We start from the raw sequence: 21,827 nt of genomic DNA on the forward strand, positions 1-21,827 counted from the left end.
TAGGTTAAGACGGTGTTCGGAAGGATACCGAGGATTAAATTCGTGTATACTAGGGTATGAGTATATGAAGGTAAAGAATGGATAGCGGAACGATGAAATTGCAGGTTCCCCGAGGTGATAATGATGATAACTGAAGAAATATTACTGAATTTTATGCGGGAAACTGCATACAAGCCGATGACGTACCAGGAATTGGAGCAGCATTTTGCCATTAAGGATGCCCATGAATTCAGGGAATTCTTGAAGCTGCTGAATGAGCTTGAGCAATCCGGAAAAATCATTCTGACCAGCACCCAGCGATATGGCGTGCCGGAACGGATGAATTTGCTGCGCGGACGACTGCAGGCTCATGCGAAGGGTTTTGCCTTTCTGATTCCCGATGATCGCGAGCACCCGGATGTGTACATTCATGCCAATGACTTAAAGAGTGCGATGAATGGAGATATCGTGCTTATCCGGATCAGTTCCCAAAGCAGCGACGGCGGCAAAATGGAAGGCGAAGTGGTCCGTATCGTGACGCGCGCCGTCACCCAGGTCGTGGGTGTATTCCAGAACCATGAAGCCTATGGCTTTGTGCTGCCGGATGACAAGCGGATCAACCGGGATATTTTTATTCCGAAGCATGCGATTAACGGAGCCGTTGATGGCGTGAAGGTCGTGGTGAAGCTGGTCAGCTATCCGGAAGGAAGAGCGGCGGCAGAGGGCGAAGTGGTGGAGATTCTGGGTCACAAGGACGATCCGGGCGTCGATATCCTGTCCATTATCCGAAAGCATCAGCTGCCGGAAGGGTTTCCCGAGGAAGTCCTGGCCGAGGCGGATGCAGCGCCCGATGCCATTACGGAAGAAGAGATTGTGCAGCAGGGACGCCGTGACTTGCGCGGTTTAAACATTGTGACGATTGACGGCGAAGATGCCAAGGATCTGGATGATGCGGTGAATGTGGAACGTCTGCCGAACGGGAATTACCGTCTGGGCGTTCATATTGCCGATGTCAGTTATTACGTCCGTGACCGCTCCGAGCTGGATAAGGAAGCTTACAATCGCGGCTGCAGTGTGTATTTGGTGGATCGGGTTATTCCGATGCTGCCGCACCGCCTGTCCAACGGGATTTGCAGTTTGAATCCGCAGGTGGATCGTCTGACGATGTCCTGTGAGATGGAATTCAACGAGCAGATGAAAGTCGTGAAGCACGATATTTTCACGAGTGTTATTCGTACGAAAGAACGGATGACGTATAACAATGTGAGAAAAATCCTGGTGGATGAGGATCCGGAGCTGATCGAGCGTTATAGTGACCTCGTTGAGGATTTCCGCTTGATGCGCGAGCTGGCGCTGAAGCTGCGGAACCGCCGGATGCGCCGGGGTGCGGTGGATTTTGATTTTGTGGAATCCAAAGTCATCGTGGATGAGAACGGCAAGCCCGTGGATATCGTTAAAAGAGAACGTTCCATCGCGGAGCAGATCATTGAAGAATTCATGTTGGCGGCCAACGAAACCGTGGCTGAGCATTTCCACTGGCTGAAGGTACCGTTCATCTACCGGATCCATGAGGACCCGGATCAGGAGAAGCTGCAGAACTTTATGGCGTTCGCGGCCAATTTCGGGCATCAGGTGAAGGGACGGGGCAACTCGATCCATCCGCGTGCGCTGCAAAACCTGCTGGAAGCCATTCAAGGCACGAAGGAGCAAACGGTGCTCAGCACCATGATGCTCCGTTCGATGAAGCAGGCGAAATATGACGCGGAGAGCACGGGCCACTTCGGCCTTGCAGCGGAATATTACTCCCACTTCACGTCTCCGATTCGGCGTTATCCCGATCTGGTCATTCATCGGGTCATTCGGGAGGTGCTGGAGAACGGCGGTGCGCTGGATGAGAAGCGTCATGAGGTGCTGGCGGGCCGGATGGCTGACATCGCTCAGCAATCCTCGGAGCGCGAGCGTGTGGCCGTGGACGCGGAGCGCGATACGGAAGCACTCAAGAAAGCCGAGTTCATGCTGGATAAGGTCGGCGAAGAGTTCGAAGGCATTATCAGCAGTGTGACCAGCTTCGGGATGTTTATCGAGCTGGAGAACACGGTCGAAGGCTTAATTCGCCTCAGCGCGATGACCGACGATTATTATCATTTCGATGAGGGCCATATGGCGCTGATCGGGGAGCGGACCTCGAAGGTATACCGCATCGGTGATGATGTGAAGGTTCGCGTGGCGAAGGTGAACATGGACGATCACACCATCGATTTTGAGATGGTGGACATGAAGCCGCGCCGCCAAGGGCGCGGCGAAGGCGAACGCGGCGGCAATGGCGGCCGCGGGTTCGGTGCCCGCGATGGCGCAGCCCGCGGGGGTAAGGGCCGCGGCGGTAAGCGCGGCGCGGCCGAAGGCGGCGCGCCAGGCGGGCGCCGCAAGGACAGCGCCGGCGGCCAGGGTGGCCGCGGCGATGCCCCGCCGAGCGGGCGTGGTGCGCGCGGTGGCGGTGAAGCAGCTGCTGGAGCTGGCGAGCAGCAGGCGTCGAATTTCGCCTTTGGCTCCGGCAAAGGCGGATACAGCTCCGCCAGCGGCGGCGCCCTGGGATTTGACCGCAACGCGCGCTCCGGTGGTGCCGGCGGCAAGGGTCGACGCAAGAAGACGGCGGGCAGCGGCATTTTCATCGGCGAAGGTCCAACACCAGGCGGCAATGCTGGTGGCAACTCCGGCGGCGGCGGTGGCCGCAAACGGAAGAGCAAGGGCGGAAACGGCACGGCCGCTTTTGTCCGCAAGAAGAAAAAGTAACATTCTCCTCCTGATCTATCGCTGGAGGCGCTTGCCCCACCTTGCTTTTGGAGGCTGACGTTTGATACAATGGACTTCTGGTGAGATTGCATTGGCGGTCTGCCGGAAGTCCTTTTTCCATTATCATTGTTGATCAAGGGGTGAGACCATGGGTAAGAAAAGTGACGGGAAGGTTCTGGCCCAGAACAAAAAAGCTTCCCATGATTATTTCATCGAGGATACGTATGAAGCCGGGATGGTGTTGACCGGAACGGAGATCAAATCCATACGGAACGGCCGCGTCAATATCGGAGATGCATTCGCTACCATTCGGAATGGCGAGATTCATATCCATAACATGCATATCAGCCCGTTCGAGCAAGGAAACCGCAACAACCCAACGGATCCTACGCGGACACGGAAGCTGCTGCTGCACAAGGAGCAGATCCGCAAGCTGCTGGGCCTGTCCAAGCAGGACGGTTACGCGATCGTACCGCTGAAGATCTACGTTCGTAACGGCTATGCCAAGTTATTGCTGGGCCTCGGTAAAGGTAAGCGTCAGTACGACAAGCGTGCCGATGCCGCTAAGAAGGATGCACAACGCGATATCCAGCGTGCGCTGCGCGAGAAGCAGAAGATTGCAAGGTGATGGTAATGGGTAATTATCATATTGGTGATGAAAGCTAAGTTTGATCTCCGTATGAGATATTTGCCTAGAAATGATGGAGCAGCTTGCCCGATGGCAGCTTTTAGCTGTGTTACCTGCAATGTATATATCATTTTGATGTAAAATGTGATATACTAAGTGATGTAAGAGAGATCAACAAGATCTTTGACAATCAGCATACAGCCTGCGTATTCCTTTCTTGGAGGGAAAGAATGCGCAATAGATGGACTGCTATGACTGAATACATTCTTTGATTTAATCCGATAGCCCTTTTTGGCAGGAACGCCAAGGTGCGAAGCACCGGCATTTCTCCAACTTAAGGGGGCGTTTTTGGATTCGACGGGGATAGTTCGGGCATGAGTAGCGGGTAGTGGGGACGCGTCCACTTCATCAACGCTAAAGCCAATTAAACGGCAAACAACAAAACAACTACGCTTTCGCAGCTTAATAACCTGTGAGCGTGCTCTCGCTCTGTATCGCCCATGTACCGGGATGAGGGCTCAACTTTAGTGGGATACGCTGTCTAGTCTCCGCCTGGGGCTAGCTGAAGAAGATAATCAGGCTGACCTGAAGGGAATCCGGTGACAGGGAGTTCCTAGGGTGACATCAAATCTGTCACTACACCCGTAGAAGCTTGTGTTGTCGTTATCTTCGGACAGGGGTTCGACTCCCCTCGCCTCCATACATAAAACCCGCTCATTGAGCGGGTTTTTACTTTTTAAAAGTAAAAATGCAGACGAATTGTAGAGGCTTCCAAATAAAGAGAAACTTTAGGAGTTATTATCTCCTTTCCCTGCAGACGATATGTTTTCCTATCCAGTTTCTGCAGCTGTAGGAAATGTTAGGAATACCGGACCTATACAAAATCGCAATATCTATACAATAACAATAATCAAAAGGAGCCTGAATAACTCAGGCTCTTTTTGATAAAAAACTCTAATGTTTTTAAGTGTTTTCAACGAGAGCGTAAAATATTTTGTGTAAATAGATAAATAGAAACAGGAAGACCTTTCTTGTAGAATTAAGTCACCACAACCAACTCCCAAGAAAGAGGTCTTCCCATGAGTCATTTTACTACAGATTTGGTCCAAGCTCTAGTTACGAAGCAGGATGTGACAGAAGTATTCCGCGAGCACCTAGAGTCAGCTATGAATCACCTGCTTGAAACAGAATTAACTGCGTTCTTAGATTACGAAAAGTATGACCGTATTGGTGTGAACTCAGGAAACTCTCGAAACGGTGGCTATACACGCACGCTACACACCGAATACGGAGATCTAAAGATCACCGTTCCTAGAGATCGCAATGGAGAGTTTAAACAGCAAACCGTTGCTCCGTACAAACGATCCAATGACACGCTGGAATCCTTCGTCATTCACATGTTTCAGAAAGGTGTTACGATGACGGAGATTGCTGACCTTATTGAGAAAATGTATGGCCATCACTACACTCCGCAGACCGTATCCAACATGACAAAAACGATGATTGAACACGTCGATGCCTTCACTAAACGCTAGCTAAGCATTATGTTTGTGTGTACATCGATGCCACATATGTTGCTGTGAAACGTGAAACAGTCTCCAAAGAAGCCATCTATCTTGCTGTTGGTATTCGTGAAGATGGCTCAAAAGAGGTATTAGCGAGACGAATTGGTGAATCGAGGTCACCATGTGAATCATAAGAAGGTGCATCGTTTGATGAAAGTATTGGGATTAAAGAGCCTGGTACGCATGAAGAAATATCATTCATATAAAGGTTTGATTGGTAAGATTGCACCCAACATTTTAGAGCGAGACTTTCATGCTGAGAAGCCAAATGAGAAGTGGGTTACGGATATAACCGAATTTAAATTGCTTGGAGAAAAACTATATTTATCTCCCATGTTAGATCTTTATAATGGGGAGATCATCACGTATACAATCGGCTCAAGACCAGTCTATTCCCTTGTTTCAACGATGTTAAATCAAGCATTCCATCGACTAACAGATGAAGATACTCTTTTAATTCATTCCGATCAAGGCTGGCACTACCAGATGAAACAGTATCGTCATGCCCTCAAAGAACGCGGTGTCAAGCAAAGCATGTCCCGTAAAGGTAACTGTTACGACAACGCCGTCATAGAGAACTCTATATTTAAATGAATTTGAAAGTATTGAGCAGTTTAAACAAGAGCTCTCTACATATATCAATTATTACAATCACAAGCGAATTAAAGCAAAACTAAAAGGCATGAGTCCGGTGCAGTACCGAACTCATGCCCAACAAGTTGCCTAATAAAATAATATGTCTAACTTTATGGGGTCACTTCATTTAAGGTTGTGGATTTTTGCTATCTCTCTGAAAACTATTTATGCTACCAGTGCGACAACTCATATAAATATTAGATTTTTCTAAATGTTCTAAAGTTGTATATAAAGTTTGTTGTAAACCTGTGTAATCGTGCTCTGATAATTCTATTGGTTGAGCTAGTTCAATTAGTTTTCCTAACATGAATTTATACTTTTTATTATTGAGTACTTGAAAGCTTTCTATGGGAGCATAATGTGTAATTTGAAACAGGTTTGCCTCATAAACGCCTAAGTATTTGAGATTTTCTAATCTCCAGGAAGCCACTCTAACCTCGTACCCACTCATGATTTTTTAAAAAGACTTCGTTAAAACCCTCAATTCTAGATGCAACAATTAAAGTATTTGCATATAGCGGAGAGCTTTTGTCTTTTATTGTGTTGGCTTTAATGATTTTTCCTACATGAAATTCGAGTTCAGATTGTATAAACCGGCAAAGTAACCCTCGCAGTAGGTTTCAATAGCATAGGATAGAATATCTGGTTTCGTAGTAGGCAACCCTGAAAGACCATACTTCTCCTCTAGCAATTTATTACTTTTACTATTTCCCTCAATTTTTTGTATGGTGTCCTCTGATAAAGAAAAGGTTAGGTTCTTGGTGAGATCACCTTCTTCAGAGAATACTTTGCGTAGTTAATTTACAACTATCTGATCAACCAAGCGTTACCTTTTCCTGAAAATAATAGACTTTAATTTTGACTATGTATGGTATTAATTTTTACAATGCTTAAGCTTAATAACACCTCGGATGCTATCGCTTATCGCACATAGACCAGGATGAGGGCCAACACATACCCCTGGATCTAGCTGAAAGGGATCTTGTCAGAATAGGTACATCGTTGTTGAATGTTTGGAACCTTTGGCGAATGAGAGATTTCTGACGATATATTAAATTATAATTGTAATAAAGATGCTTACATGAGAGGAGGGCAGCATTTTGTATCAACCTCAATCCATGGAAACAACAATTGAAGACGTCATAGAAAGATATGCTAACAACGTAAAAAGAACAGTAAATAAATTTGTGAATGTTAGAATGTTATATGATAAATGGCTCTTAGAAGACCTGATACAACAAGGTTATTTAGGGCTTATTGAGGCATATCCAAAATATGATTTTAATAAAGGTAAGGAGTTTTTCTGGCGTTACGCCTATAAATTCGTAAAGGGTAGAATGATAGACTTTACGATACAACATTTTAATTACATACGACCAAGCAAAAAAATAAACAGTCTATTACTAGAGATAAAAAGAAGGGATCTCCTAGGGCAGTCGCCTTACCACATATCCCAAGTACTAGGTTGCTCCTATAGCATGGCTGTAAATGCACTGCATTTTATATCAATTCGCCGTATGGTTTATTTGTATGAACCAGCCACTACAAACCAAGAACAACATGATGAGCAACAAGTCATTGATAAAGTGGCGGCTGAGGGAAATGAGGACGAGCTATTTCTGATCGAAAGTCAAAGCGGATTTTCCGAAATAGAGCAAAAAATATCGTTGATGCTAATTAACGGATATAGCAGAGAAAATATAATCGAGCATTGCGATATGCGTGCTATTGAATTGAAAGAAATTATGGATGAGATACTAAAAAAATGCGGATTCGATAACCAGACAATCTTGGATAGAAACGAGGACTTACTGATGCAAATTTCAACGTTGGAAGAGGGTGGCCAGAAGTTGCAGGATGGTGAGAAGAAGAACTTTGAATGGGTGAAGGTCGAGTTAATTAGTTCCAGTCCCAGTAATCCAAGAAAGAATCTCGCAGTCAAAACAGAACAATTGCAAGAAACATTAACGTCAAAAGGATGGGAGGAACCGGTGACGTGTTATAAGAGGGGGGACTATTATATCTTATTGGCCGGTCATCGCAGATGGTATGCCTCAAAACAATTGGGATTTAAAAAGATACCTGTATTTATTGTAGATCCTCCAGCAAGTAAAGCAGAGGAGAAGGACCGGCTAGGGTCTTTGCAAAGTATTCAGGTCGATTGGACCCCATATGAATCAGCAAGGAATATTTATGACCGTTGGATCTATGCTGGAGGGATAACTTATACCGAATTCGCAAAAAAAATAGGCGTTCCCAAATCAAAGATCGCAGCTAAAATTCGTGTTTATAAATATTACCAACGTGTTGAGATAGAGGACAAGTTAACGAATGGAATGTATTCGATTTCGATGCTGGATTATATCCTCACATGGATCAAGCGTTTAGAAAAATATCAACCGGATTTTGTGAAATCAATAACTGAAGAGTTCATCAGAACACAGATGTTAACGAAATACGAAAATAAGTGTTTTAATAGCCGTATCGCCAACGACAGAGATTTTGTATGCAATGCTAGCCCTGAAGAGATATTTTCATTTCTTTCGGATACAACTAAAACATTGCGACAATCAGAAATTGAACTGACTATAGAAAAAGCGAAAAAAGAACGTAATGACAGTAAAATATATCAACTGTTAGACGAATCAGTAGAGGCCTTAAAAAAGATGGAATGGAACGATCTAAAAGAAGCTCAGCAAATAATGAGCGAGTTGGATAAGATATTGGGAGAAATCACTATAAAAAACCTTGAGTTAAAAGGGGGATTATAATATGAGGGGGTTCCCCGATTTTATTATGGCAGATATAAAGCAAGTTATCCCTAATCCACTAAATCCACGAACCAATAATTCGATTAAGACAGATGAAATACAGCGGGTATTAAAAGAAAAAGGGTGGGAAGTACCTATTACTTGCTATCAAAAAGGTGATCAATACGTCATTTTATCGGGCCATCGAAGATGGTACGCAGCCAAAAAATTATCCTATAAGAAGATACCCATATATCTGGTGGAAGCTCCTAAAACTAAAGAGGAAGAACAAGAAAGACTTGGTTCTGTACAAGGGGGGAAATCAGATTGGAGTGTTTATGAATGGGCTAAACATACTTATGATATGTGGATATATTGGGAAAAATGTTCGTTTAGAAAGCTTGCCCGTAAAATGAACAAAAGTTGCTCCTTTGTCTCTTTGAGAGTAAAGATATTTAGCTACTACCCACACTCTGAGATTCAAGAAAACTTAAAGAATGATAGATACTCCATCTCCATATTATCGTATCTAATCAAATGGTTAGATACCTTATCCAGAACAAAACCGGAGATAGTAGAACATTATACATTAGAGTTGATAAGAACAACAATGTTAGCTAAGATTGAAAAAAATTTAGTAGGGATACTGGATCTTAAAAATGATTCATTTATTCATAATGCCAGCAATGGGCAAATTAAGAACTTTTTATTGGATCCTAATAAGAAGTTGTCAGAGGCATTACTTGAAATAGATGGATACAAAAAGAGATATAGTGGAAAGACCAAAATGAAAGCGTATGTTAATGAAATCAACTACGTAAATGATATTATTAAAAGATTAGACCCTCCAGGGAATGTAGAAGAGCGAAAAAGGATGCAGAGCATATTAAATGACTACAATAGTCGAATATTAAAATTGAAAGCACATGTGCAAGCTTATATAAACGATAATTCATCTATATAAAATGTAATTAACAAATTCACATCACGCCAAACTTAAAGCCTAATGGGTATTGAGGTAGTATGAGAATCCAAATGTGGCAAGAGCCATGAATAATATTGAATTAGAACATACGATGAGTGTGCGTGGAATAAGTGCGATGCTCAAATGATGAATTCCGCTTCATTAAAACAACCTATACATTATCAAAAGCGGATAAAGAAACTCAGGCTCATTTTCGAAACGATTCCTTTGTCCGCGACTAAAGCGACAATGGAAGAAGATGAAATCGACCACCTGCTGTTTGAGGATGACTCGATGATTGCTCCCACCAAGCGCTGCAGTACAACTGGCTTTGACGTGGGAGATCGTGTAAAGTGCAGACCTAAGGGAAGCATGAAGAATCCAAGCTGTTGCGATCAACTATGAGACGGGGGGCGCGGTTTGGATTCGAGTTTTAAATTATCTGTTTATATGGTGGTTATCCGAGCCGGAAGCTTGCGTTAATCCTACAGTCAAATTTATATCATGCCGCGGATTTGCAATCTTTTTAAAAGGAGCATCCTCCGTGGGACTCCTGGCTGTTCACGGTTGTCTCATCCAGTTTTTCTGCCGTGTTGATTAATTTTTTGTCTGGTTGGTTTGTGCTCATTAAAAGATCCTCCTTGTTTATTGGAATAAGTTGTAGTAGGGATACGGGTCAATATGATCGTCAATTCATTTTTTCCTATGTAACAAATGTCGTCGAAAACATATCTATAATTTTAATAATAAAGATAACCACTGTGTTGTAGGAATTATTATATGAGAGGGTGTGAGACTTTGACAGCAACGATCCGTGAATTTCTGCTCGATAACCAATTCGTTTATGTACCGATCGTCCTCATCCTGGAATGAGCATGAACTTATTTCATCCACGCTTCTTCTTCATCAATCAGCGTCGCATAGGCATCTGGCCAAAACTTCCATCTTCAAGCGCAATCATTCCAGTTCTAGCGGCGCTGGTTGCTCGTTTCAGCTTCCTTCGTAAGCATGCGCTCACCCGACTTTGTTTTAACATTAGGGAAGCGATAACCAGACCTACGACTTAGCCGGTTTAGTTACGGCCTCCATGCCTTTCTTCTTTAGCAGCCCTATTAGAATGTCGTGCTATGCTTCCAAATAGGAGCCTTCCTCAGATTGCCGATTTGTACTAATCTGGATGTATAAAGATGCTCATGGTAAACCTCCCATATTGTACTTATAGGCAAAAGAAAAAGCCCCGAATATTGGAGCCTTAAACTGTTTTTAGTAAGGTTGACCATTTCTCTTTGAAACCCATTCTATTAATATCGACATCATCATACTGTTCAATCAATGCCTCTAGACGCGTGACCCAGGAATTCCAAAGGGTATGGTCCTTTATAAGGTACTTCATATTAAAAATTTGTGTGTATAGATGGTGTTCTTGTAAGTCTAAGTGTTTATCTGTACGGAGTATTTTTGGCTTTGTAATAATCAAACTATTAAATAGTCTGCTGTGATGTGCGCAACGATTTCTTAGTATTTTTAAAATGATAAGCCAATTTTTAAGTACTGTATTGTGTAAATTGTACTGACTGGATAACTTGATCTGATCATCAGTTTTTAAATTTTTGTAAAGCTCCACAAGGTTAGAGAATGTAGCCATCTCTAAAGCTACCCAAACTGGAAAAATCCCATTCCGATTTTCGCGATGGTGCTTTACAAACAACTCATTTGATTTGTTTAATTCATTATCCAAAATCTCCAGTAATCGCTGGTGTTTTTCTTCGTTCACAAAGTTGTTTGGATCTCTGTACCCCAAATCCGGATAGTCATGAGCAATCATGTAGGTTAGCTGTGTTCTAATAGAGATTTCGATGTATTCGATTAGTTCCATCAACATCAATCTAAGTGATTTATCGAACTCGTAGTGGCGATGGATTTTTTCGAAGGTCGTACCTTCAGCATATTTATTATCTTTTTTAAAAGTCAGATCGTATCCGGTGAAGCGATAATAGCTAACTCTTGTTAATACCTCGATCGCTTTTTCCTCATCTTCAATGATCATTCCACGATCTTTAAAAAGAGAAATCATTTCTTGATGTGTAAGAGCCGGCTTTATTCCAACTGATGAAGTCATAAAAAAGCCCCTAATAAAAAATTGGCTCGCCCTAAGCACCAATCAATTTAAACTGATTGGCGGGGCGAGATCTGTTACCATAATATTACTACTTGTGTACACTTTAGTCAACAAAGCGTTGAAAAAAATAGACATTCTGTAGGGAAATTATAAAACAGTGCAGTAAAAAATAGACCCACCTTTTTTTAGGTAAACGGTCTATCTCACGACTTTGTGTAAACACCTAAGGTTGGTGCCGGTGAGAAATACTTCTTTGCTTTAACTCTTGGAGGGAAATCGTCACTCAAATGTTGTGCTGGGGATGGGCTGCCAACCGTCCTTTATTTGGTTTTGTGTTCTCCGCTTAAAGACTCCGGATATACGCATAAACGTACCACATAGTAATTTACCTTATGGTACGCTAACTTTATCATTCAAAAGCCTTAAGCACAAAGAAGGGAGAATCCCATGCCAAGCTTCCTGGAATCCTTATATTACGGAGATTTGAATCCTGTAGAGAGTGTTGCTTCCAACGACCCTCAGTATCGACAATTGAGCCGGCAAATATCCGAGTCTATGGATGCCTGGAAGAAGAGGCTTTCCGACGATGATTTTCATGTGCTTGAGGAGTTATTAGATTTGTATCGACAAGTCCAAGGGCTGGAAATGGCGGCTTCTTTTACTGATGGCTTCAGACTGGGAGCGACGATGATCATCGAGGTATACTCTGAATAGTGTGATAGTAAGAACACTCATAGAACTGCCGTATAGACACGTACCACGTGTCTTTTTTTATACCGTAAAATATTGACTATCAGCCCCTACTTCGGACACCGCAAAATACGAATTTCACACGCATACAGCTCCCAATAAGGTATCTTCGCTCTAAATTCTTCCACGCGGCAGGAACATTCACCCAGTTTATAGAAATTTCTGTATATAACATCGACTATACATACAAAAGAGGCTGCTATGAACCAAGAGAGATTTATGATCATCGTTAAAGGTGATGACAAGACACAGGATGTATCCTCATATAAAATAGATCCTCCGATAGTAAGGATTATATATAAAGGTTCTTCCAAGGCTTATCCCTATCAACTCAATGATATACACTTACTGACTCCGACCGTTCAAGACATAACGGAGGATATGGCTGTTTTTTACGATGAGTATCCTTTTTATAATGTAAGACGGGTTCTGGATTTCGGTCCAAAGATTCGGGTGTGTTTCAACAATGGGAGTATTCGTACATACGATGGGGAGCGTATTCAAGTTAGAAGTAGTAGTACCCAAAACGCTGAAGGACGTCAAATTCTGGACTATTGGCGCGCGATTTCAAAACATGCGAAAAGTGAGGATGAGCAGGAGAACAAGGAAGCTTTTTTGGCAAAGCAATTTGCAAAACTACATTATGTAGATCTGGATAGAGCTTTGAGCCATTACCTTCTGAAAAAAACTATAAAGAGCGATATCCCGGTTACAAGCGGAGGTAATCATCACCAATTTCAATTTATTAGTTACAGTTTTCTCTTTTAACGTTCGACTCCCCTCGGTTCCATCATAATGAACACCATCCGCATGAGGATGGTGTTTTTGTTTTATATTAATACTATAGGTTAGAATATGTCGTACAGATGGAGTGAAATCGATGAATCATAGTCATGATGGAGAGGAACCATTGATAACGGTACTCAATATGGATGGTCAACAACTAACACCATGTTTACCCCATCGGGCTTGGCGGGAAGTTGAGCGATCTCGAGCTGTTTGGATTGATGAGCAGACGATCCAATTGCTTTATAATCCGTTCTTATTTCGGGACTATCGAAAAGCTGCACTGAAACGAGATCATCACACTTGTTTGTGGTGCGGACGACACGCCACGACAGTGGACCATATTATCCCCTCAAGCAAAGGCGGCTCGGATCTTCCACAAAACCTGATCGCTTCATGCAGCGAATGCAATACGAAACGAGGAAACCGTTCTGCATTGTCCTATCTCAAAGAAAACGCACACTCTGTTCCAAATCTTATGAAGCTTTGCTGGCGTATCTTTATAGCTAAATACAGATACAGAAATCATCAAATGAAAAAAGGGACACTTGAGTAAAGGCTTAGATTTATGATTTGGGAATCGTGGTGTAGTGAGCTTCGATGATCGAGCCGTTTGTTGACGATCGAATTGATGGTTAACCATATCCACTGTAAAATGTTCGGATTTCTTGCATCCATCTTGAAGTGCAGGCCATTAAAGCGCAGGTACAACCAGTGCTGTAAAAGCAGTCCAATTATTTGCGTTATGAAAAGGAGCTTGTGTTGTCGTTATCTTCGGACAGGGGTTCGACTCTCCTCGCCTCCATACATAAACCCCGCTCATTGAGCGGGGTTTTTACTTTTATATCTGAACAAAGCATTGAGTATTAGATCTCCGAATTAGATTGATGTATCAGTTCTCTGATTTCAAGAAATTGTGAATTCGTTATTTGTTGGGATTGATGGAGGGCGTTCAGCTTATCTTCTATTCTTTCCATTCGAAGTTGTGTTTCTTTTTGGAGTTTCTCGGTCTCCTTTTGTGTTTTAGAGTTATCCATGACGACTAAGATGGTCAGACCTGCACTAAAGATCGTTAACCCTCTAGCGATTTGATTTAAATCGATTGAATTCATGGCAATCAGGCAATCGGCAAATCCTGCTCCTATAAGTAGGCCGCCGATCGTGACAATCCCAGTTCTTTTCCATTGGTCTGGGATGATACTTAATGACTGTTTCATGTAGAGATCTCCTTCAGTTAGGTAGTAAACGTGAATAGGATAGCTTAATTCTATATTTAATAAAACACAGATTCTGGAATAATAAAAGGAAATACATGGAGGCCCATTGCGTGAACTTTACTTCAATAAGTTCATCAGAGCCAGGTCAGTCCCTAGTCTAAAGTCTAGGTTCAGATACCCCCTAAGACGGTTATGTCAGCCTAATAAGGCGGATATAATGGATTTATAACTCGGAGCGTGACGTATGAAGCTATAAGGGGTGTTTGAATATGAAGGCAACAGAAGCGACTGGAATGGCGCGGGCAGGCAAGGTGAATTGGGTGCTTTTTAATCCGAAAACCTATGCAACAATGCTCTATTTCTTGCTATCTCTCCCGTTAGGGATTATTTATTTTACAGTAGCGATAACGGGACTTGCACTATCCATCGGTTTGACTCCAATATTTATCGGAATACCGCTGTTTTTTGGAGTAGCCAAGCTGTTGAATGGGATTGTGAATTTTGAACAAAGCATGATTAGACAAATTTTAGGTTTACCTACTCCTTCTGTATCGTATCCCTACAATCAACAATCTGAAGCTGGGGAGAACTGGTTGAAGCGAATGGTGAGCGGTTTTGACGGAGCGCTATTTATTCGAAACCTGCTGCTCGTATTACTAAGATTTGTTACTGGCATCGTATTCTTTGTTATTATGGTAACGGTGATTTCACTGGGACTCGGGTTGATTGCTCTTCCGGTCGTGCATATCATTTTGATGAATGAACTGCAGCTTGATATTTTGGAGAATAGCTTGTTTAGTTATTTTCATATAGATTGGACCTATAATCAGCAATACCTGCTGTACGTAGGCGTTGGCCTTATCCTGTTCTGGGTCGCGCTGCGCATCGTGAATGGGCTCATGCAAATTCAGCGTAGAATCATGTATGTGGATGAGCCCTTTCAGCAGCCGTCAGTGCCGCCGATGGAAGCACAAATCCATGCGCCCGTTCAGCCGCAATATTACGAGTACTCAGATGATCACCCTAGTCAAGGGATGATGCAGCCAGCCCATAGAGAGCTTTAGAAGCTATCTATTTTTGAAAATCTACTACTTGGTCCGTATCGTCTACATTGCTTCAACAATCGAATTGGATAGACAAGTATGAAAGGTAACGAATGGAATACTCGGCGGTGTATAGTGGTTTTACACAGCCGTGGTTCGCCTCCATACACAGAACCCGCTCACTACAGCGGGTTTTCTTCATTTTTGAAAAGGCAAATGAACCCGTCGGTTGAAGGTTCATTTGCCTATTTATGTTGAATGGAATAAATGTTTCTTTACCCATCGTTTGTGCTCAGGTGATCACGGTGTTCGGTTTAAGCAAAAAGGGGTGCTCCATAGGTCCATAGATCGGAGTGGTACCTTTCTATATTTCGGACTCGACGCTTTGGCTTGGCGGCCTTCCCGTAATTTTCTTGAATACCTTGGAAAAATATTTGCTGTCCGAGAAGCCCAGTTGATAGGACAAACGCCCTGCTATTTGCTAAAATTCGCCCATTAAGAAGATCATGAGGACAGAGGATCCGTTATTTTACGGGAATCGGCCATTATGGAGTTTACGCGGACAGAGGATCCGCTATTGTATCATAATCACGGATTAATCCACGATAAATCCCGCAATAGCGGATCTCTTGTCCGCTTATTACTGCGAAATCGGTGAAAATAAGGAAATAGCGGAACCAGTGTCCTCAAATAACGCGAATCGATGGACTTCAACAATGCTGGATGGCGGTATCATAATGAGAGAATCTGTACGCTATTAATCGCTGCCGAACTGAATAACAGAGTAATACAAAAAGCTTACGCCGTTACATAACGGGTAAGCTTTAATGCGGCATGCCGTACATCCTGCCAAGCTACACGGTTCGCCTCCATAAAATCTATGCGATGCAGCCAGCCCATAGAGAGCTTTAGAAGCTCTCTCCAAAGCGACCTTAACCGGTCGCTTTTTTGTTTGCGTCCGGACGACAAGCCTGAAATATAGCCCAATCTACGTCTTGTATCTGCAGCTTTCAGCCGTTCAAGACCATCCCGGATGGATGTTGTCCAAGAGGAAGTGTCATTTCCCTGACTTATAATCATTAACTCAGAATATCGCGGAATGCGCAGGTTATAACAAAATGATTGTTTCGGAACTGCTTTCGCAGCTGATATGCTGTGGGTGAAATTCCAAAATTTGTAGATTTTAAATAAGGACATTGGTTCTGACAGACATGGTCCATAAGCGAGGGGGGTGATAAGAAAGTTCCAATTTATTGCAAGCGATTACAAAAGTGCAAGTAAAAAAAGGAGGAGATGAAATGAAGAACAACGTTGCAAAGGTAACCGGCATGGTGTTGTTGTTTTCTCTGGCGCTAGCTCTCATAGCGGGAGGATGGGTGAATAAGACAATGGTCCATGCTGCCGGTCTTTCGATTATCGGCGGCGGGGGCTGGAATGAAACGGCGTATATAGAATGGTCACCCGTGAGTAATGCGGAGGGATACAATGTCTACGTGAAACACGCCAATGCGCCGGATTCCAGCTATCAACCAATGGATAATGAGCTGATCCGACAATACCCTTCTTATTGGAGAGCGGATGCCGTAGGCCTAGCTGCCGGAAATTATGTCATGAAGGTTGAAGCCAGGCTGAGTGACGGTTCAACGGTAAGTGCCGTTTCGAATAACCTATCCGTAGCGCCGCATGATCGATCCGGATTTGCTTTTTCCTCAGACTCGCCATACGGGACAGGCTCGGGTGCCTACAATGATGACGGTACGCTTAAAGATGGTGCACAAGTTATTTATGTGACCTCCGAGACGGCGCGAACCGTAACCCTTGATGTGAAAATCAACAGCTCAGGCGGGGTTCAAACGGGCGTGGGGATCGGCGAGATTTTGACGCTAAGACAAAAAGGCTATGATACAACCCCTCTTGCGATCCGATTTATTGGAAAAGTTACCGATGACGACATGAGCGGACAACTGAATAGCAGCGGTTACCTTCAAGTAAAAGGCAAAAACGATGATTCGGAAATGAATATGACGATCGAAGGGATCGGAGACGACGCTTATGCTTATGGGTGGGGATTGCTCCTTAGATACGTAGGGAATGTAGAAGTAAGAAACCTCGGGCTCATGTTGTTTCCTGATGATGGAATTTCCATGGATACAGGAAACGTCAACGTGTGGGTGCATAATAACGATCTATTTTATGGAACCGCAGGAGGAGATGCCGACCAGGCCAAGGGCGATGGTTCAACGGATCTGAAAAAAGGATCGACCTATATTACAATCTCCTACAATCACTACTGGGATTCGGGAAAAGCGGCTTTGGTCGGTTTGAGTGAATCGGAGGAATTCTTTGTCACCTTCCACCATAACTGGTTTGATCACTCGGACTCCCGCCATCCGCGAATCCGATTGGCATCGGTTCACATCTATAATAATTTCTATGACGGAGTCTCAAAATATGGGGTCGGTGTGACAACGGGAGCTTCAGCCTTCGTGGAATCCAATTACTTTAGACATGCCAAATACCCGATGTTGAGCTCCTTGCAAGGTACCGATGCTTTAGGGGAAGGGACCTTTTCGGGCGAAGACGGAGGCGTGATTAAGGCTTATAACAATAGGATCGTAGATGCGGACAGCCTGATTTATGCAAATTCCAATACCGGAACAGCTCCGGCAAATGCAACCTCATTCGATGCATACTTGGCTTCGTCAAGAATTGAAACCGTACCAAGCTCATACAAAGCATTCGTGGGAGGAACGGCTTATAATAACTTCGATACAACCGTCGATACGGGAGTGAATAGCGCCGACATTGATAACGTGAGCGATGTAGAACAGATTGTCACCTCACAAGCCGGACGCCTGAATAACGGGGATTTCACCTGGGAATTCAATGATGCCGTTGACGACACATCCTATGCCCTCAATACAGCTCTAATGGCTAAAATAAGCAGCTACACCAGTGGGCTTGTATCCGTAGGCGGGAATTCAACCGGGCGGAGCCGGAACCAGAACCAGAACCAGAGCCGTCCACCGGAGAACAAGTTCACAACTTTACAACATCCGGATTGGCAAGCGATTTCTTCAATATTGTAGGGAATCTCTCCACAACCAAGGGAACTGCGGCGTATAACGGCTTAACGCTAACCCAATGTTTGAAAATCGAGAGTTCAACCCGCATTACCTTTACCTCTACGGAAACCGCTACATTAACATTAGTGTTTAATTCGGCAGACGGAACCAAGATCAAGATTGATGGAACGAGTTATCCCATGACGAATGGTATGGTCAGTGTGCCACTTGCTCCAGGAGCGCATACGATTACAAAAGATCATACGACGAATCTCTTTTATATGGAGTTGGAGTAGAGCAGGGCAGGGTTTGTGCTCCCGCGCGTCTCTCATACGAATATAAAAAGCGACCGTGATTTCGGTCGCTTTTTATATTTTATCTGTTGATGTTATCTTCGGGCAGGGGTTCGACTCCCCTCGCCTTTACCATGATGAACATCATCCGCATGAGGATGGTGTTTTTGTTTTATATTAATACTATAGGTTAAAGTATTATGTCGTACAGATGGAGTGAAATCGATGAGTCGTACCCGTGATGGAGAGGAACCATTGATAACGGTACTCAATATGGATGGTCAACAACTGACACCATGTTTGCCCCATCGGGCTTGGCGGGAAGTTGAGCGATCGCGAAGCTGTCTGGGTTGATGAGCAGACGATCCAATTGCTTTATAATCCGTTCTTATTTCGGGACTATCGCAAAGCTGCACTGAAACGAGATCATCACACTTGTTTGTGGTGCGGACAACACGCGACGACAGTGGACCATATGATCCCCTCAAGCAAAGGCGGCTCGGATCTTCCGCACAACCTGATCGCTTCATGCAGCGAATGCAATACGAAGCGAGGAAACCGTTCTGCATTGTCCTTTCTCAAAGAAAACGCACACGCTGTTCCAAATCTTATGAAGCTTAGCTTGCGTATCTTTATAGCTAAATACAGACATCGTCAATTGAAAAAAAGAGGCACTTAAGTAAAGGCTTAGAATTGTTGTTTTGACCGACCGAAGTTTATGCAGAAATCGTGACGTGCTCATTCATTTTGCCGACATTTCATGGTGGCCACTCGGATGAAAAGATGTGGTAATGTCCCGGTCAGAGTTAGGCTCCCTCAGTCTCTCATACCGTTATTGAAGCGGCCGTATTTCGGTCGCTTTTCTGTTAGGAAGCGAACAATTCGGACTCGACAGCGTGCAGAAACACCCAGAATACAAGGTGTGTGGGAAGAAGGAGAACTTTCGAAGAACCGGGATCATTCTTTTCATCCTTCCTTAGTCATTGAATGTTCATTCTCTTTGTGCTTTTAATCACAAGCCGTGGAGCATGAGGATGCTAGTTTAGAGATGTAAATAGAATCGAACTTCATCTTTATATATTGAAACAAAACAGAGGTGATGAACATGAGTGAACTCATTAATAACCGTGAGGAAGGAATTTCTGCTCATCGAACGGCCCGTATCCATTTGCTCAAGGAAATCATTAAAGAGCTGCACCATGGAAAAAGCGTGGAGGAAGTGAAGTCAAAATTCAATCAAGCTGTAGGCGAAATATCGGTTGATGAGATTTCGGAGCTGGAGCAAGTACTGATGCAGGAGGAAGGAATACCGGTAACCGAAGTACAGCGACTGTGCAGCGTGCATGCTGCGGTATTCAAAGGTTCCATCCAAGACATTCACAGAGCTCATCAATCCGAAGAGCAGCCTGGACATCCTGTGTTTACGTTTAAGAGGGAGAACCAGGAAATCGATCGACTGGCAAATTTCAAAATCGCGCTGCATCTGGATCAATTTCTGAAGGATCAAGGGGAGGCCAATCGCCTCAAATTGCTGGAGGATTTCAGTCTCCTCTATGATGTAGACAAACACTACAGCCGCAAAGAGAATTTGCTCTTTCCATTTCTCGAGAAATACGGAATTTATGGACCAACCAAGGTGATGTGGGCAGTCGATGACGGTATCCGAATGGGAATAAAAGAAGTGAAAGCCAAACTCACTGATTTTGAGGGCAATGCGCAGAGCGTAGTGGACCTTGCCAAACGCGTCTTAAATGAAGTAACAGAAATGATCTATAAAGAGGAACATATTTTATTGCCAATGGCTCTGGAGAAGTTGACGGAAGATGAATGGCTTCAAATTGCTGCCCAAAGCGAAGAAGTCGGTTATTGCTTGGTTGCGCCGGATCAACCATGGATTCCTGAAAGGGCAGCTGAACCTGGCGCAGATCAGGGATTGGGGTCTTCTCCGCTGCAAGAAGGATACATCCGGATGAGTACAGGCATTTTATCGGTCAAACAGATGGAATCCATCTTAAATCATTTACCGGTCGACCTAACCTTTATTGATGAACATGATATCGTTCGATATTTTTCACTGGGCAAAGAACGAATCTTCGTTCGTACCAAAGCGGTGATCGGCCGAAGTGTTCAGAACTGCCATCCTCCGCAAAGCGTTCATGTCGTCAATCAGCTGCTTGCTGATTTCAAAGCAGGTGTCAAAGATGCAGAGGATTTCTGGATCCCGGTTAAAGATAAATTTGTCTACATTCGTTATTTTGCCGTAAGGGATGAAGAAGGAAACTACTTAGGCACGCTGGAATTCACTCAAAACATTAAGCCGATCCAGGAGCTCACCGGTCAAAAAAGGATCCTCTCACCGTAAGTTTCGTATGTTCAATTCAGTCAAAATGGGATCCGGCGAACCGTGGTTTCTAACAGCCACGCTTTGCCATCATACATACTAAAAGGGGCTGTCTCAAAGGTCATCGTAAATGACGGAGACAAGGCCTCTTTTTCATCTAGCCAAACAAAAAGAAACGGCTCTTTGATACAATAGAGGTATCACCACGGCAAAGCTCAAGCGGTCGAAAGTGGAGTTAGCTGGATTAAAGGACTGTTCAAATCATTTTAAAAAGGCGCTAAATCATGAACGGGATATCGTATCGAAAATCCGTGGCATGGGGCAAAGCACTTGGTAGTTTATTGTTTGTGCTGGCCTGCCTGTTTCTGCTGTACGCGGCCTTTATTCTGGATACTTCCTTTATCCGTAAGTTTTTTTGTATCACATCAGCCATAATAGGGATTCCGTTTTTTGGAGGATATCTGGTTGTCAGCTTGCCAAGGGCCCTGAAATCAGACACGCAGCTCATCACCTACGATCAAAATTCAATTTCAGATGGAACGCGGACCATGGCCTGGACGGAGATTACAAGTGTCAGCTATAGCGGCCCTTCCATTCGGAAGTGGCTGCTTCCGAAATTTCCTGTGCTGATTTTTCATTTGAACAACAGAGAGATCTGGACTGTGAATACGTATTATTTGTTGACCGATACCGAAATTCAGTCTGTCATGAAGCGCCTGCGAGGGTTGATCAGCCGTAACGGAAAGGAAACGAAACGGATTTGATCGAATCAGACCAAGAGAGCACCCTTTCGGTGCTCTTTTTTTGTTTTTCAAACAGACCGTCTTACACCAAGCATCTTCCAAATCAACCCAGCGATGTCTGATTCTGAACTTTGCGCAGTACTAGAATCTCCTCTATA

16 protein-coding genes, 1 other RNA gene and 3 pseudogenes are annotated in these 21,827 nt (G+C 43.8%); 15 read left to right on the top strand and 5 right to left on the bottom strand.

The features are described 5' to 3' along the window. Positions 1 to 123: 123 nt before the first annotated feature. From rnr to AC0VZ8_RS01550, 5 genes and pseudogenes are all read left to right on the top strand, one after another. A complete protein-coding gene (rnr, locus tag AC0VZ8_RS01530) occupies positions 124 to 2,769 on the top strand; it encodes a ribonuclease R (protein ID WP_475487625.1) in 2,646 nt (881 codons plus the stop codon). Between the two features lie 148 nt (positions 2,770 to 2,917). Next, positions 2,918 to 3,397, top strand: coding sequence for an SsrA-binding protein SmpB (gene smpB / locus AC0VZ8_RS01535; RefSeq protein ID WP_071219562.1), 480 nt, complete (start codon positions 2,918 to 2,920; stop codon positions 3,395 to 3,397). A gap of 338 nt (positions 3,398 to 3,735) precedes the next feature. Next, positions 3,736 to 4,100: a transfer-messenger RNA gene (gene ssrA / locus AC0VZ8_RS01540) on the top strand. 376 nt (positions 4,101 to 4,476) lie between these two features. After that, positions 4,477 to 5,081: pseudogene (locus AC0VZ8_RS01545) on the top strand (IS256 family transposase); the annotation flags it as partial. Beyond that, positions 5,059 to 5,689, top strand: a pseudogene (locus tag AC0VZ8_RS01550) (IS3 family transposase); the annotation flags it as partial. The pseudogenes AC0VZ8_RS01545 and AC0VZ8_RS01550, both read left to right, overlap by 23 nt. Positions 5,690 to 5,725: 36 nt before the next feature. Here the strand turns inward: AC0VZ8_RS01550 and AC0VZ8_RS01555 are convergent. Then, on the bottom strand, positions 5,726 to 6,028 hold the full coding sequence (locus tag AC0VZ8_RS01555; protein ID WP_475485823.1) for a hypothetical protein: 303 nt from the start codon (positions 6,026 to 6,028) through the stop codon (positions 5,726 to 5,728). Positions 6,029 to 6,698: 670 nt separating this feature from the next. Between AC0VZ8_RS01555 and AC0VZ8_RS01560 the strand changes: the two genes are divergently transcribed. Together AC0VZ8_RS01560 and AC0VZ8_RS01565 are read left to right on the top strand one after the other, a co-directional pair. After that, entirely contained in the window at positions 6,699 to 8,369 is a 1,671-nt protein-coding gene (locus tag AC0VZ8_RS01560; RefSeq protein WP_475485824.1) for a ParB N-terminal domain-containing protein, read from the top strand. A gap of 1 nt (position 8,370) precedes the next feature. Beyond that, positions 8,371 to 9,312, top strand: a complete 942-nt coding sequence (locus AC0VZ8_RS01565; protein WP_475485825.1) for a ParB/RepB/Spo0J family partition protein — start codon at positions 8,371 to 8,373, stop codon at positions 9,310 to 9,312. A gap of 1,252 nt (positions 9,313 to 10,564) precedes the next feature. Here AC0VZ8_RS01565 and AC0VZ8_RS01570 read toward each other — a convergent pair. After that, positions 10,565 to 11,431, bottom strand: a complete 867-nt coding sequence (locus tag AC0VZ8_RS01570) for an Abi family protein (RefSeq protein WP_475485826.1) — start codon at positions 11,429 to 11,431, stop codon at positions 10,565 to 10,567. 447 nt (positions 11,432 to 11,878) lie between these two features. Here AC0VZ8_RS01570 and AC0VZ8_RS01575 point away from each other — a divergent pair, with 447 nt between their 5' ends. From AC0VZ8_RS01575 to AC0VZ8_RS01585, 3 genes are all read left to right on the top strand, one after another. Then, complete coding sequence (locus AC0VZ8_RS01575; RefSeq protein WP_475485827.1) at positions 11,879 to 12,145, top strand: DUF6809 family protein; 267 nt, start codon at positions 11,879 to 11,881, stop codon at positions 12,143 to 12,145. A gap of 237 nt (positions 12,146 to 12,382) precedes the next feature. Further along, positions 12,383 to 12,949, top strand: coding sequence for a hypothetical protein (locus AC0VZ8_RS01580; protein WP_475485828.1), 567 nt, complete (start codon positions 12,383 to 12,385; stop codon positions 12,947 to 12,949). Between the two features lie 112 nt (positions 12,950 to 13,061). Next, complete coding sequence (locus tag AC0VZ8_RS01585) at positions 13,062 to 13,523, top strand: HNH endonuclease (RefSeq protein ID WP_475485829.1); 462 nt, start codon at positions 13,062 to 13,064, stop codon at positions 13,521 to 13,523. Between the two features lie 310 nt (positions 13,524 to 13,833). Here AC0VZ8_RS01585 and AC0VZ8_RS01590 read toward each other — a convergent pair whose 3' ends face one another. Next, positions 13,834 to 14,184 (bottom strand): hypothetical protein, encoded by a 351-nt coding sequence (locus AC0VZ8_RS01590; RefSeq protein ID WP_260066876.1) that lies wholly within the window; start codon positions 14,182 to 14,184, stop codon positions 13,834 to 13,836. 269 nt (positions 14,185 to 14,453) lie between these two features. On the opposite strand from AC0VZ8_RS01590, the gene AC0VZ8_RS01595 reads away from it, so the two are divergent. Next, on the top strand, positions 14,454 to 15,248 hold the full coding sequence (locus AC0VZ8_RS01595) for a sensor domain-containing protein (protein ID WP_475485830.1): 795 nt from the start codon (positions 14,454 to 14,456) through the stop codon (positions 15,246 to 15,248). 343 nt (positions 15,249 to 15,591) lie between these two features. Here the strand turns inward: AC0VZ8_RS01595 and AC0VZ8_RS01600 are convergent, their stop codons facing one another. Both AC0VZ8_RS01600 and AC0VZ8_RS01605 read right to left on the bottom strand, forming a co-directional pair. Continuing rightward, the gene (locus tag AC0VZ8_RS01600; RefSeq protein ID WP_475485831.1) at positions 15,592 to 15,693 is read right to left on the bottom strand and encodes a helix-turn-helix domain-containing protein; all 102 of its coding nucleotides are present in this window, start codon (positions 15,691 to 15,693) and stop codon (positions 15,592 to 15,594) included. A gap of 332 nt (positions 15,694 to 16,025) precedes the next feature. Continuing rightward, positions 16,026 to 16,307 carry a hypothetical protein gene (locus AC0VZ8_RS01605; RefSeq protein ID WP_475485832.1) on the bottom strand — a complete coding sequence of 94 codons (282 nt, stop codon included), beginning with the start codon at positions 16,305 to 16,307 and terminating at the stop codon, positions 16,026 to 16,028. A gap of 218 nt (positions 16,308 to 16,525) precedes the next feature. On the opposite strand from AC0VZ8_RS01605, the pseudogene AC0VZ8_RS01610 reads away from it, so the two are divergent. The 4 genes and pseudogenes from AC0VZ8_RS01610 (at position 16,526) to AC0VZ8_RS01625 (ending at position 21,690) form a co-directional block, all read left to right on the top strand. Then, positions 16,526 to 18,588, top strand: a pseudogene (locus AC0VZ8_RS01610) (pectate lyase family protein). A gap of 472 nt (positions 18,589 to 19,060) precedes the next feature. Then, positions 19,061 to 19,264 (top strand): HNH endonuclease, encoded by a 204-nt coding sequence (locus AC0VZ8_RS01615; RefSeq protein ID WP_475487626.1) that lies wholly within the window; start codon positions 19,061 to 19,063, stop codon positions 19,262 to 19,264. A gap of 426 nt (positions 19,265 to 19,690) precedes the next feature. Beyond that, positions 19,691 to 20,947: a DUF438 domain-containing protein gene (locus tag AC0VZ8_RS01620; protein WP_475485833.1), complete on the top strand. Its 1,257-nt coding sequence runs from the start codon at positions 19,691 to 19,693 to the stop codon at positions 20,945 to 20,947. A gap of 263 nt (positions 20,948 to 21,210) precedes the next feature. Continuing rightward, positions 21,211 to 21,690, top strand: a complete 480-nt coding sequence (locus tag AC0VZ8_RS01625; RefSeq protein WP_475485834.1) for a DUF5381 family protein — start codon at positions 21,211 to 21,213, stop codon at positions 21,688 to 21,690. The last annotated feature ends 137 nt before the right edge of the window (positions 21,691 to 21,827 follow it).

This window comes from Paenibacillus sp. QJM3NY_38 (assembly GCF_056173265.1).

Excerpts from the sequence above, each read along its gene's own strand:
- rnr (WP_475487625.1), top strand. The coding sequence starts at position 124 with ATGATAACTGAAGAAATATTACTGAATTTTATGCGGGAAACTGCATAC.
- smpB (WP_071219562.1), top strand. The coding sequence starts at position 2,918 with ATGGGTAAGAAAAGTGACGGGAAGGTTCTGGCCCAGAACAAAAAAGCT.
- AC0VZ8_RS01565 (WP_475485825.1), top strand. The coding sequence starts at position 8,371 with ATGAGGGGGTTCCCCGATTTTATTATGGCAGATATAAAGCAAGTTATC.
- AC0VZ8_RS01570 (WP_475485826.1), bottom strand. The coding sequence starts at position 11,431 with ATGACTTCATCAGTTGGAATAAAGCCGGCTCTTACACATCAAGAAATG.
- AC0VZ8_RS01575 (WP_475485827.1), top strand. The coding sequence starts at position 11,879 with ATGCCAAGCTTCCTGGAATCCTTATATTACGGAGATTTGAATCCTGTA.
- AC0VZ8_RS01580 (WP_475485828.1), top strand. The coding sequence starts at position 12,383 with ATGAACCAAGAGAGATTTATGATCATCGTTAAAGGTGATGACAAGACA.
- AC0VZ8_RS01585 (WP_475485829.1), top strand. The coding sequence starts at position 13,062 with ATGAATCATAGTCATGATGGAGAGGAACCATTGATAACGGTACTCAAT.
- AC0VZ8_RS01590 (WP_260066876.1), bottom strand. The coding sequence starts at position 14,184 with ATGAAACAGTCATTAAGTATCATCCCAGACCAATGGAAAAGAACTGGG.
- AC0VZ8_RS01595 (WP_475485830.1), top strand. The coding sequence starts at position 14,454 with ATGAAGGCAACAGAAGCGACTGGAATGGCGCGGGCAGGCAAGGTGAAT.
- AC0VZ8_RS01605 (WP_475485832.1), bottom strand. The coding sequence starts at position 16,307 with ATGATTATAAGTCAGGGAAATGACACTTCCTCTTGGACAACATCCATC.
- AC0VZ8_RS01615 (WP_475487626.1), top strand. The coding sequence starts at position 19,061 with ATGATCCCCTCAAGCAAAGGCGGCTCGGATCTTCCGCACAACCTGATC.
- AC0VZ8_RS01620 (WP_475485833.1), top strand. The coding sequence starts at position 19,691 with ATGAGTGAACTCATTAATAACCGTGAGGAAGGAATTTCTGCTCATCGA.
- AC0VZ8_RS01625 (WP_475485834.1), top strand. The coding sequence starts at position 21,211 with ATGAACGGGATATCGTATCGAAAATCCGTGGCATGGGGCAAAGCACTT.